General features: G+C 53.9%; 8 protein-coding genes. All 8 read right to left on the bottom strand.

Annotation, left to right across the window (positions count from 1 at the left end; genetic code table 11):
• Window positions 1-17 precede the first annotated feature (17 nt).
• Window positions 18-4,190, bottom strand: a complete 4,173-nt coding sequence (rpoB, locus tag DS739_RS04860) for a DNA-directed RNA polymerase subunit beta (RefSeq protein WP_035351617.1) — start codon at window positions 4,188-4,190, stop codon at window positions 18-20.
• Window positions 4,191-4,409: 219 nt separating this feature from the next.
• Window positions 4,410-4,784: a 50S ribosomal protein L7/L12 gene (gene rplL / locus DS739_RS04850; protein WP_006116056.1), complete on the bottom strand. Its 375-nt coding sequence runs from the start codon at window positions 4,782-4,784 to the stop codon at window positions 4,410-4,412.
• 100 nt (window positions 4,785-4,884) lie between these two features.
• Window positions 4,885-5,403: a 50S ribosomal protein L10 gene (gene rplJ, locus DS739_RS04845; RefSeq protein WP_003622686.1), complete on the bottom strand. Its 519-nt coding sequence runs from the start codon at window positions 5,401-5,403 to the stop codon at window positions 4,885-4,887.
• 279 nt (window positions 5,404-5,682) lie between these two features.
• Window positions 5,683-6,375: a 50S ribosomal protein L1 gene (rplA, locus tag DS739_RS04840; RefSeq protein WP_035351622.1), complete on the bottom strand. Its 693-nt coding sequence runs from the start codon at window positions 6,373-6,375 to the stop codon at window positions 5,683-5,685.
• Window positions 6,376-6,379: 4 nt separating this feature from the next.
• Window positions 6,380-6,814 (bottom strand): 50S ribosomal protein L11, encoded by a 435-nt coding sequence (gene rplK / locus DS739_RS04835; protein ID WP_003622680.1) that lies wholly within the window; start codon window positions 6,812-6,814, stop codon window positions 6,380-6,382.
• 104 nt (window positions 6,815-6,918) lie between these two features.
• Complete coding sequence (locus tag DS739_RS04830) at window positions 6,919-8,529, bottom strand: efflux transporter outer membrane subunit (protein WP_006116060.1); 1,611 nt, start codon at window positions 8,527-8,529, stop codon at window positions 6,919-6,921.
• On the bottom strand, window positions 8,526-9,878 hold the full coding sequence (locus tag DS739_RS04825; protein WP_006116062.1) for an efflux RND transporter periplasmic adaptor subunit: 1,353 nt from the start codon (window positions 9,876-9,878) through the stop codon (window positions 8,526-8,528). Before DS739_RS04825 ends, DS739_RS04830 begins: the two co-directional genes overlap by 4 nt.
• Complete coding sequence (locus DS739_RS04820; protein ID WP_035351625.1) at window positions 9,875-13,048, bottom strand: efflux RND transporter permease subunit; 3,174 nt, start codon at window positions 13,046-13,048, stop codon at window positions 9,875-9,877. Before DS739_RS04820 ends, DS739_RS04825 begins: the two co-directional genes overlap by 4 nt.
• Window positions 13,049-13,138 lie beyond the last annotated feature (90 nt).

The following is a 13,138-nucleotide window of genomic DNA, read 5'->3' as shown; positions in this document are numbered from 1 at the left end:
GGTGGCGAAATTCACCGTCACTCGGCCCCCTGCTCCAGTTCTACGTTCAGACCCAGAGACTTCAGCTCTTTGATCAGAACGTTAAAGCTTTCCGGAATACCGGCCTCAAAATCATCCTGCTCACGCACGATGGATTCATAAACTTTGGTTCGACCAGAAACGTCATCCGACTTCACAGTCAGCATTTCCTGTAGAGTGTAAGCTGCGCCATATGCTTCCAGCGCCCACACTTCCATTTCCCCAAAGCGCTGACCACCAAACTGCGCCTTACCACCCAGAGGCTGCTGTGTAACCAGCGAGTATGGGCCGATAGAGCGTGCATGGATCTTGTCATCAACAAGATGATGCAGCTTGAGCATGTAGATGTAGCCAACCGTTGTTTTACGTTCGAACGGTTCACCCGTGCGCCCGTCAATCAACTGAGACTGACCAGATTTATTAACGCCAGCTTTTTCAAGCATGGCTTCAATATCCGGAATGGAAGCACCATCGAACACTGGCGTTGCAATCGGCACGCCTTTGCGCAGGTTATTGGCCAGTTCAATCAGCTCATCATTGCTCATATTGGCAATGTCTTCGCTGTAAACTTTATCCCCGTACACATCTTTCAGACGGTCCAGCAGTTCCTGACGTTTTTCGCCATTACGCTGGTATTCATCCACCATGTCACCAATGCCACGGCCGATTTTAGCACAGGCCCAACCCAGATGCGTTTCTAGAATCTGCCCCACGTTCATACGTGAAGGCACACCTAGCGGGTTCAGCACCAGATCAACAGCCGTGCCGTCTTCCAGGAACGGCATGTCTTCAACTGGAACAACGCGGGAAACCACACCCTTGTTACCATGACGACCGGCCATTTTATCCCCTGGCTGCAGCTTACGCTTAACAGCCACGAAAACCTTGACCATCTTCATCACGCCAGGTGGCAGTTCATCACCACGCTGAAGTTTTTCAACCTTGCTTTCAAAACGTGCCTGAATACGTGCAATAGCCGCATCAAATTCACGCCGCAGAGTTTCCAGCTCCGCCATAACGCTGTCAGAAGCGACAACAATCTGACGCCACGTGGCACGCGGATGTTCATCCAGAACGGCATCTGTAATCTCGGTTCCAGAACGAATACCCTTGAACCCAGCGCCAGCAACCTGCCCCAGAAGCTTTTCACGCAGACGACTATAGAAAGAGCGTTCCTGAATAGCGCGTTCATCATCACGGTCTTTGGCAAGACGTTCGATTTCCGCACGCTCAATGGCCATGGCGCGTTCATCTTTATCCACACCACGGCGGGAGAACACACGCACATCAACAATTGTGCCAGATGTGCCAGGCGGCAGACGCAGAGACGTATCACGCACATCGGAGGCTTTTTCACCAAAGATGGCACGCAGAAGTTTTTCTTCTGGTGTCATTGGGCTTTCGCCCTTTGGCGTTACCTTGCCGATCAGAATATCGCCCGGATTAACTTCAGCACCTACATACACAATGCCGGCTTCATCCAAATTCCGCAGGGCTTCTTCACCCACATTCGGAATATCACGCGTGATTTCTTCCTGACCCAGCTTGGTATCACGGGCCATGACTTCGAATTCCTCGATATGGATCGAGGTAAAAACGTCATCCTTGGCAATCCGTTCGGAAATCAGGATGGAGTCTTCGAAGTTGTAACCATTCCAAGGCATAAACGCGACCAGCACGTTACGACCCAGAGCCAGTTCACCCAGCTCTGTGGAAGGACCATCGGCAATAATATCGCCTGCCCGCACATTGTCACCCACATGCACCAGCGGACGCTGGTTAATACAGGTGGACTGGTTGGAACGGGAATACTTACGCAGACGGTAGATATCTACACCCTGCGTAGAACCTGCCGCATTGGTTGCACGCACTACGATACGGGCACCGTCAATCTGATCCACAATACCTTCGCGCTTGGCAACAATTGTTGCACCAGAATCACGCGCCACAGCTGCTTCCATACCTGTGCCAACCAACGGTGCATCGGAACGCACCAGCGGCACAGCCTGACGCTGCATGTTGGAACCCATCAGTGCACGGTTCGCGTCATCGTTTTCCAGGAACGGAATGAGCGCCGCAGCAACGGAAACGAGCTGCTTGGGCGAAACGTCACACGCCGTTACTTCCGTTGGCGGAACCAGACGGAAATCACCGTTACGACGCACAGAAATCAGATCGCTGGTAAGCGCACCCTGATCATTCACCTTGGCATCGGCCTGCGCAACAACCAGCTTTTCCTCTTCCATAGCGGAGAGGTACTTCCAGCCGTCCTGTAGCACGCCGTCCTTCACCAGACGGTAAGGTGTTTCGATAAAGCCGTATTTGTTCACTTTGGCATAGGTTGCCAGAGAGTTGATCAGACCAATGTTCGGGCCTTCCGGCGTTTCAATTGGGCAGATACGACCATAATGCGTTGGGTGAACGTCACGCACTTCAAAGCCTGCGCGCTCACGGGTCAAACCACCTGGGCCAAGCGCTGAAAGGCGACGCTTATGCGTCACTTCAGACAGCGGATTGGTTTGATCCATAAACTGGCTGAGCTGAGAAGAACCAAAGAACTCACGCACAGCAGCAGCAGCAGGTTTGGCGTTGATCAGATCATGCGGCATGACCGTATCAATATCCACGGAGCCCATACGCTCACGGATAGCGCGCTCCATCCGCAACAGACCAATGCGGTACTGATTTTCCATCAGTTCACCAACCGAGCGCACGCGGCGGTTACCAAGGTTATCAATATCGTCAATCTGACCGCGACCGTCTTTCAGGTCGCACAGTGTTTTAATGGTGCGCAGAATATCTTCTTTACGCAGCACACGCACTGTATCTGGCACGTCCATATCCAGACGCATGTTCATCTTCACGCGGCCAACAGCGGAAAGATCATAACGGTCGGGATCAAAGAACAAGCCATTCAGCATGGCTTCGGCTGTTTCAGCCGTTGGCGGCTCACCGGGGCGCATTACACGGTAGATATCAATCAGCGCTTCATCACGCGTGCTGTTTTTATCTACTGTGAGCGTATCGCGGATCCACGGCCCGTTAGCAGCGTCAATTGCCAGCAGGGGAAGTTCCGTAATTCCGGCTTCTTCCAAAGCAGCAAGACGTGCTTCAGTGATTTCCTCACCAGCTTCGCCATAGATTTCGCCAGTCTGCATATTGACAATATCATGGGCAATGTAACGGCCAAGCAGATCGATCTCACCCACCAGCACTTCACGCGTTTTTTCCGCGATCTTGCGCACCATGCGGGCTGTCAGCTTGGTTTCGGCTTCCGCCACCACTTCACCGGTTTCTGCGTCCACCAGCGGCGCCAGCAGCTTGAGACCACGGAAGGAATCCGCGTCAAACGGGCGGGCCCAGCCTTTGGCTGTTTTTATGAATGTGACAGCATTATAGAAGTAGGAGAGGATTTCATTGGCATCCATCCCCTTGATTTCCATAGAGTCAACATCACCGCCTTCAGCCGCTTTAGCTTTGCGTGCAGCTTCAGAAGCTGCACCTTCAAGCGCATACAGCAGCGTGGTGACAGGCAGCTTACGCTTACGGTCGATACGAACGTAAAGCAGATCTTTGGCGTCAAACTCGAAGTCCAGCCAGGAACCACGGTAAGGAATAACACGCGCAGCAAACAGGTATTTGCCAGAAGAATGCGTTTTACCTTTATCATGATCAAAGAACACACCGGGTGAACGGTGCATCTGGCTGACGATAACACGCTCCGTACCGTTGACGATAAAGGTTCCATTGTCTGTCATGAGCGGCATATCGCCCATATAGACTGGCTGTTCCTTAATATCGCGAATGGAACGAGACCCCGTATCTTCGTCCACATCCCACACGATCAAGCGCAGAATAACCTTCAGCGGTGCGGCATATGTCAGACCACGCTGAATGCATTCTTCCACATCATATTTAGGCTCTTCAAATTCGTAACTGACGAATTCCAGACGCCCCCGCCCCGCAAAATCATTGATGGGGAAAACGGAACGGAATACCTCCTGCAAACCTGTTGGAGTACGTGCATCAGGCGATACATTTGCCTGAAGAAATGTCTCGTAAGACGCACGCTGCACGTCAATCAGGTTCGGCATCGGGGCGATTTCGGGAATCCGCCCGAAACTTTTGCGAATCCGCTTCCGTCCTGTGAACGATTTAGTGATTGCGTTCATCGTCGCTCCTGCCCCGCCCATTTATCTCGGACCATCATGCCCGTGGTCATCCCGCGAGCCTGATGGTCCGACCTAATTTTGGTCTCAAGCCCATACCGGGTTTTACCCGGCTCCTGTTTCAGATCAACCCGAAACAGGCAAACGGGCAGAGGCACAGCGCCCCTACCCGAAAACCTTTTTTCCATTTCCCTGATGCCATGCATCAGAAATTTGGCAAACTTACTTGACTTCGACGGTTGCCCCGGCGTCTTCAAGAGCCTTTTTGATCTTGTCAGCTTCGTCCTTGCTGACACCTTCTTTAACGGTCTTCGGCGCACCTTCAACCAGATCCTTGGCTTCTTTCAGGCCCAGACCGGTGATGCCGCGGATTTCCTTAATCACGTTGATCTTCTTGTCGCCAGCGCTAGCCAGAACAACCGTGAATTCGGTTTTTTCTTCAGCCGGAGCAGCAGCAGCACCAGGTGCAGCAGCAGCAACTGCTACAGGAGCAGCAGCGGAAACGCCCCATTTTTCTTCGAGCAGCTTGGAAAGTTCAGCAGCTTCAAGAACGGTCAGAGCGGACAGTTCGTCAACAAGCTTAGCAAGATCAGCCATAGTTTGACTTCCTAATATAGATACTGGTTAGCAGAACGCAACCTTCAAGCACGAAGGCAGCGCAAAATTCTTTAACATTCCTTCATGCAAAGGAATGAAATCAGGCAGCTTCACCCGTTTTGGCATAGGCCCCAAAAACACGTGCAAGCTGGCCTGCCGGCGCCTGAGTAACGCTGGCGATACGCGTAGCTGGCGTGGAGATAAGACCCACGAGCTGCGCGCGCAGCGCATCAAGAGACGGCAGCTCGGCCAGAGCCTTGATTCCATCGGCGTCAAGCACCTGAGAACCAAGAGAACCACCAAGCAGCACAAGCTTGTCATTTGTTTTGGCGAACTCAACGACAGCCTTAGCCACAGCCACAGGGTCTTCAGACCACGCAAGCGCGGTCGGGCCTTGCAGCAGCGGCGCGATGCCGTTGAACTGGGTCCCATCCAGGGCGAGAGTTGCCAGCCGGTTTTTAGCGACCTTATAGTTCGCACCCGCTGCACGCACCTTACGCCGCAGTTCCGTCACAGCAGCCACAGTCAGCCCGTCATTACGGGTGACTACAACCATGGACGTCTGGGCGAAAACGGCGGCCAGAGAGGCGATAAAGGCCTTCTTTTCCGTACGGTTCAAATCCCGTCTCCGTCTTGTTCCATTAAGCTTGCGCCCAACAGAACGGGTTGCCCTTTAGGTTCCGTTATACATAACGGAACCCGCTCGCCTGTCCTTGAAACGGAATATCTGGCGTGCCGTAAATACGACCTGTAACCAGCATTCCCGTCTTACCGCTCGCCAACCCGAAGGCTGATTAAAACCGAAGTTGCGCACGGTCTCGGACAGGAAGAAGGAGCAGCCGTAACCACCCCTTCATGCACCGCACCAACCCGAAAGCGAGTGCGGCGTCATTCTTTCTCAGCCAGCGAAGGCAGAGAGATCCAACTGAACGCCAGGGCCCATGGTGGAGGACAGAGCGCCCTTCTTCATGTAAGCACCTTTTGCGCCAGACGGACGGGCCTTCTGCACGGCATCAATAAATGCACGTACGTTTTCAGCCAGCTTGTCTTCACTGAAGGAAGCCTTGCCAACACCAGCATGCACAATACCGCTCTTTTCAGCGCGATATTCAACCTGACCAGACTTAGCCGCTTCAACAGCGCCCTTTACGTTCATGGTCACGGTGCCCAGCTTGGGGTTCGGCATCAGCCCACGCGGGCCGAGGATCTTACCCAGACGGCCCACCAGAGCCATCATGTCAGGCGTAGCAATGCAGCGGTCGAAGTTGATTTCGCCAGCCTGCACTTTTTCCATCAGGTCTTCTGCACCCACGATGTCTGCACCAGCAGCCTGAGCTTCTTCAGCTTTCGGGCCACGTGCAAACACGGCAACGCGCAGGGTTTTGCCTGTGCCATTCGGCAGGGAAACAAAACCACGAACCATCTGGTCTGCATGACGCGGGTCAATGCCCAAGTTCAGTGCAATTTCAACGGTTTCATCAAATTTAGCTGTCGCATTGCCTTTTACCAGCGCGATAGCTTCATCAATGCCGTAAACTTTACCAGCTTCAATCTTGGCACGTGCAGCAGCGATACGCTTGTTCTTTGCCATGATATTAGCCCTCCACCACATCAATGCCCATGGAGCGGGCAGAGCCGATCAGCATGCGCACTGCGCCATCCAGATCGTTTGCGTTCATGTCCTGCTGTTTCTGTTCAGCAATTTCACGAAGCTGGCTCATGGTCACCTTACCAACGCTACCACCCTTGCCAACTGTCTGGCTGCCTTTGGAAATTTTGGCGGCCTTCAGCAGGAAGTAGGTGTTCGGCGGGGTTTTGGTGATGAAGCTGAAAGTACGGTCTGCATATGCGGTGATAACCACCGGAATCGGCATACCCGGCTCAAGACCCTGGGTCTTGGCGTTAAATGCCTTACAGAATTCCATGATGTTCAGACCGCGCTGACCCAGTGCCGGACCAACCGGCGGGGAAGGATTAGCCTTACCAGCGGGGATCTGAAGTTTGATGTAGCCAACAACTTTTTTGGCCATATCCGGGACTCCTCAAAATGAACCCGAACCGCGGTTCTCTCGATTCCACACCACGCACAGGGCGCAGACAAGAATCTCCCGCGTTCCGATCAGAAGTGCCGCGCTTACCGGGGCGCTGGCTGCGTGTCAAGTGGTTGTGTATTTTTCATGCCGCCTGTCAGATCATTGGAAAGCGGATCTGTCTGAGTGCTAATGCCACCCAAAGGCGCTGCATGGCGCAGGTTTTCATACTGCAAGGGCTTGAAAGGCATGATGGTTTCCTCACCGTGCGGCAATTGGCTACGAGACCACCCACCACCAAGGGCACGCACAAGCTGCACACGCGCATCCACCTGTCGGGTTTGCGCCTGCACTAATGAAATGCGGGCATTCAGCGCCGCTACCTGCGCCACCACAACATCCAGATAATTGGTTAGGCCGCCAGTATAGAGCGCCATAGTCATGCCCTGCGTGCGCAAGGCGGCATCTACGGCGTTGCTTTCCTGCTTAACCTGCGTTTTCAAACGATTGGTGCGCGTGAGATTGTCTTCCACTTCCTGAAAGGCATCTAACACCGTGCTGCGGTAAATATCTTCCGTTTGCCGATAACCCGACCACGTGCGCTGCAATTCTGCACGCCGCAAACCACCTTGGAACAACGGCAGCACTGCTTGTGCCCCAAACTGATACATAGCGTTGTACAACGAAGCCAGATCGAACCCGTTATCCATAAAGCCCGTCATGGCGTTAAACGTAACGTGCGGATAAAACGCGGCGCGAGACACACCGATGGCTCTGTTTGCTTGTGCCATGCGCCGTTCTGCTGCGGCAATATCTGGCCTGCGTTCCAGCAAAGTGGATGGCAGCGCTATAGGTGGCTCTTTTTCCTCAAACGTAAGCTTTGTAACCGGCGCGATATGGAATGAGGCCGGAGCCTGATTAACCAGCACGGCTATGGCGTGTTCCATAACATCACGCTGGGTGCGAATATCGGTTTCCTGCGCCTGCGTGGTATAAAGCTGAGCTTCTGCGCGGGAAACATCCATACCCGGCGCAATGGCCCCTGCCAGACGCATGCGCGTAACTTGCACGGCTGTCTGATAATACCGGATAGAATCCTTATACACCGCATCCTGCGCATCCAACCCACGCAGAATAACGTAATCCGATGCCAGTTCTGCCTGAAGGCTTAAGCGTGCAGAGGCATAATTTGCGGCATCTTCCTGCACACCCTGCTTGGCCATACGGATACGGTTGCGGATGGCAGACCAGAAATCCGGCTCCCACGTTGCGGTGGCCGAATACTGCTCGGACGACATATACATCGGCCCGGTTGCCCCAGCCCCACGCCATAGCCGGTGTTGGGAGCCTTTATATTTTGCCCCACTCGCCGCCCCATTTAACTGCGGGTAAAGGTGGGATTTGGCTTCCGCTGCCATATCGCGCGATTGCATGAACGCCTCTGCCTGCGCCTGCAAATCCGGGTTCAGGCGCATGGCCTGATCTTCCAGCCGGTTGAGTTCCGGATCACCCAGCATTGTCCACCAATCGGGCCGAATGGCATCATCCGATGGGCGGGCGGGCTTCATCACGCCCTGCCCGCTCCAGTTATCGGGCAGCACAAATTGCGCAGGCTTATAGCGGGGTGCCATATCGCAGCCCACCAAGGCCGATGTTGCCACCCCTACCAACAGAATATGTGTAACTTTACGCGGCAGAATGTTCCCTTTCCTCATGGGCGGGCCCCAGCTTCAGACATATCCGCGTTATCATCAGGCATCGCGCGGGTGTCATCCCCATCTTCCCCTTGGGATGATTTGGTGGGAGGGGATGGCTTTTTGGGTTCTGCTTTTTTAACGGCTGGCGGCGTGCTGGGCATGTTATAGCCGGGTGTGCCTTTAACAATGCGCACTTCCTGCCCATCCAGCAGCCCAGCAGATGGATTGTTGATCACCCGATCCGTTTTCTTCACACCACGCAGAATCTGCACCGTAGTTCCGAAGTTGGTGCCTAGAGTAACATTCACCAGATGCACGTGGTTGGTATCATCCACCAGCGCAACCTGCGTGCCTTCCGCCCTGAACACAATAGCACCCAGTGGCAAAATCAGCTCTTCCGTATCACCGGGGGCATGGAACGTGGCTGTGGCGTAGGAATTGGGCCAGAGTTCACCAGATTTATTGTCCAGTGTAAGTTCTGTTGTAACGGTACGGGTAGATGCATTAAAGGCCGAAGCCGTGGCCAAAAAATGTGCCCGGAATGTGCGTTCAGGATATTGCGGAATACTTAAATCTGCCTCCAACCGCGGGGAGATAATATCTGCATAATCTTGCGGCACGGCTACAAACACACGCATGGCGTGCACATCCGCCACACTAAACAATTCGGTGGCATTGCCGTGAGCATCTACATCCCCACGCCCTGCGTTGACGTAATCCCCCACATCCGCCAAGCGCGATGTCACAACGCCATCAAAAGGCGCAACAATTTTTTTGAACGCTTCCAGCGCAGCATAACGCTCCACATCATGCTGCGCTGCTTCTACCTCGGCCTTTTGGGCTTCTGCATTGGCTGCCTGCACATCCACTTCCTGCTGAGAAACAGCTTGCGTGCCTTGCAGGGCCTTCCAGCGTTTTGCTGTAATCTGGGCCAGCTTATACCGCGCCAACGCCACATTCAGGTTGGCTTTAGCTGCGGCAAATTGAGCATCTAACCCCGGTGTATCAATTTCGGCCAGCACATCGCCCGCCTTCACCTTGGCACCGAAATCTTTGTACCACATTTTCACGTAGCCAGAGACCTGCGCATAAATGGGTGCCTGATACCATGCTGCTATATTGGCAGGCAGGGAAAGAGTGCGTTCATCCGGGCCCGGCTGGGGGTAGATAACCTGCACGGATGGAATAGCGTTATGTGCCGTTTCGTGCGCCAGATTAACGTACTGCGTATGGCGCTGAACAATACCCACCACTGCCAGCAGGATGGCAACCCCGCCAACAGCCACAAACCCGATTTTGCGCTTACGTGTGCTGCCAGCCGGTGTGGGAGATTGAGGCCCTGAAGCGTCTGGATGCTCTTGGGTCATGCGGCAGCTTCCTCTTGTTCGGTTTCATGCGGTTTTTTACGTGTGTGCAGCATGGCAAAAACACAGGGTACGAACAGCAGAGTGGCAACTGTTGCCACTATCAGGCCGCCCATAACGGCCTTACCCAAGGGTGCGTTTTGCGAGTTACTTAAAGACATGGGCAACATGCCGATAATCATGGCGGAGGCTGTCATCAGCACTGGGCGAATACGCTCAAACCCAGCTTCCAGCGCGGCCTGAATGGCATCACCATGTTCTTCCAGACGTTCACGCGCAAAAGCTACAACCAAAATAGCATTGGCCGTGGCCGTACCCATGCACATAATGGCCCCTGTAAGGGCTGGCACGGAAAGCGTGGTGTGCGTTAGAAACAGGCTCCATGAAATACCAGCCAGTGCGCCGGGCAACGCGGTGATGATGATGAACGGGTCCAACCAGGACTGAAAGTTCACCACAATCAGCAGGTAAACCAACAGCACAGACATGGCCAAGCCACCTAGCAACTGGGCGTAAGCGCTGTTCATGGTAACAGCCTGCCCCAGCACACTGAGGGATGAGCCATGCGGCAGGTCACCCTGCACTTCGTCTACAATACGCGACACCTCGCGTGAGACCGTGCCGAGGTCTATCCCCTCATTCGTGGCGTAAATATCAAACACCGGCATGATATTGTAATGCGCCACCTCCGCCGGGGTGCCGATCTGATCGATCTTGCTCAACCCACCCAAGATTTGCGGATCTTGGCCAGATGGGTTGCCATCCCCTTTATCAACAGGCGTGATTTCCAGATCATTCATGGTCTGGAGGAAGGGCGCTGGCGTTTGAATATCAATCAGATGCGAAACACCGGTTTTGGTATCCAACCAGTAAACCTGCCCCACCTGAGAACTACCGGACAGAGAAACCAGTGCGTTATTGGCAACATCGGATTCTGTAATGCCAGTTCCCAGCGCATAAGTACGGCGGGTATTCACCATAAGTGTGGGGGTTGTCATGGGCTGTTGCACAAACACGTCTGTCAGGCCCGTAACATGGCGCAGACGTTCTGCCAGACGGTTCGCAAATCGGAAATTGTCCGCCAGATTACGCCCAACCACCTGCACATCAATAGGTGATGGCAAACCAAAGTTCAGGATTTTGGCTGTCAGATCCCCCGGCAGGAAGGAAAACTGTGTGCCGGGGAACTTCATGTTCAGGTTATGGCGCAAAAGCCGCCGATATTCGGCCACAGGAGATGCCGGATTTTTAAGTGAAACCGTAATATCGCAATCCTGCGTGCCCACTGTTGGCGTTGGAATATAAGCCTGATTCAACGGGCTGAAGGGCAGACCGCAGTTATCAACCAACCCTTCTACCTGCCCCGGCAATGTACGTTCGATCTCATCATTCACAAGCTGGGAAATCTTGCCGGATTCTTCCAACCTTGTGCCAATAGGCGCACGCATATGCAGGGCAATGGCATCTGAGTTTACTTCGGGAAAGAAATCCTGCCCCACAAAGAACAGCAGCCCCAAGGAACCAAGCGAGCACAGCACAAACACCGGCACAAACGTACCACGCGTTGCCACCAGATGAGACAGCAGCTCGTGATAGCGATGCCGGAACTGCTCGAACTTATGCTCAAACCCACGCTGAAAGCGGCCAAAAATGGTTTTGGGCTCCTGCGGGCCATGTGCATGTGCGGCCACCTGTGCCGCCAGCATGTATTTGGCCATGGTGGGCACCAGTGTTCGGGACAGGATAAAGGAGGCGATCATGGCAAAAATGATGGCTTCTGCCATGGGCATGAACAGCCAGCCCGCAACACCCGTAAGCTGGAATAGCGGCATCCACACAATGCAGATACACATGGTGGATACAAAGGTGGGGATAACAATCTGGTTTGCGGCATCAATAATGGCCGTTTCCAGATCCTTTTCCATCTCAAGATGCGCGTCGATGTTTTCGATCATCACCGTGGCGTCATCCACCAAAATCCCCACGGCCAGCGCCAAGCCGCCCAGTGTCATGACATTGATGGTCTGCCCGGCCCAACCCAACCCAATAACCGAGCACAGCATGGCCAGCGGAATGGAGGTGGCAATAATAACGGTAGAACGCCAAGAGCCCAGAAACAGCAGCACCACAAGCCCGGTGAGACACGCAGCGGTGAGCATTTCACGCACCACGTCCTGCACGGATTCCTTCACAAAGGTAGAGGCATCATTCAAAATCTTGATGCTCACGCCCTCTGGCAGAGTTTTTACAATGCCCGGCAGCAGCTTTTTAACCCCCGCCACAACATCCAGCGTAGAGGCATCGCCACTTTTCATAATAACAATCAGAACGCCCTGCTGCCCTTTAACCAGCACAAGGTTGGTTTGTGGCGGGCCGCCTGCATGCACCCATGCCACATCCTGCAACCGCACCACAGCATCCCCCACCTGTTTGATGGGGATCATGTTCAGCTCTTCCATGTTTTTGGGAGAGGCGTTGGTCTGCACCATCCAGTCAAACGGGCCAATACGCTGATCCCCCGCAGGCAGCACAATGTTCTGGCTGTTCAACGCGCGCGAGACATCAACCGGGGAAAGCCGATGCGCCAGCAGTTTTACCGGGTCCAGATCCACCATGATATTACCTGGCTGCCCGCCGTACGGGTTGGGAATGGCAGCCCCCGCCACGGAAACAAGCGCCGGACGGATAAGGTTGGAGGACATGTCGTAAATTTGTGAAGCCGTCATGGAGGTGGAAGACACCTGCAACGTCACAACCGGCACAGAGGATGCGTTATAAGCCAACACCAGCGGCGGTGTAGAGCCCGTGGGCATCTGCTTGATAACTGTCTGCGATACCGAGGTAATCTGGGTTTGCGCCACAGATGTATCTGTACCGGGCTGGAAGTAGATCTTCACAATCCCGCGGCCATAATACGATTGGCTCTCGATATGCTCGATATTATTCACGGTCGCGGTGAGAGCGCGCTCGTAATAATACACAACGCGGCCAGACATATCCTCTGGCATCAGGCCCGTATAGGTCCAGACCACTGCCACAACAGGAATACGAATGCTGGGAAATACGTCTGTAGGCGTATTGAATATTCCCCTGATTCCGAACACCAGAATCAGGATGGAAAGCACCACAAACGTATACGGCTTTTTAAGCGCGGTAACGACAATTTCGTTCATGCGCTCCAACCTTGCACAGTTAGAGACGCTGCATTGCAGACAGGCAGATTTGGCATGGTTTTATCGTTACATACATATCTGCGGCCCGCC

It is taken from the genome of Acetobacter sp. JWB (assembly GCF_003323795.1).
Lineage (GTDB): Bacteria > Pseudomonadota > Alphaproteobacteria > Acetobacterales > Acetobacteraceae > Acetobacter > Acetobacter oryzifermentans.
The sequence above is the reverse complement of the archived record's forward strand: the minus strand, read 5'-3'. Positions and strand labels throughout refer to the sequence as shown.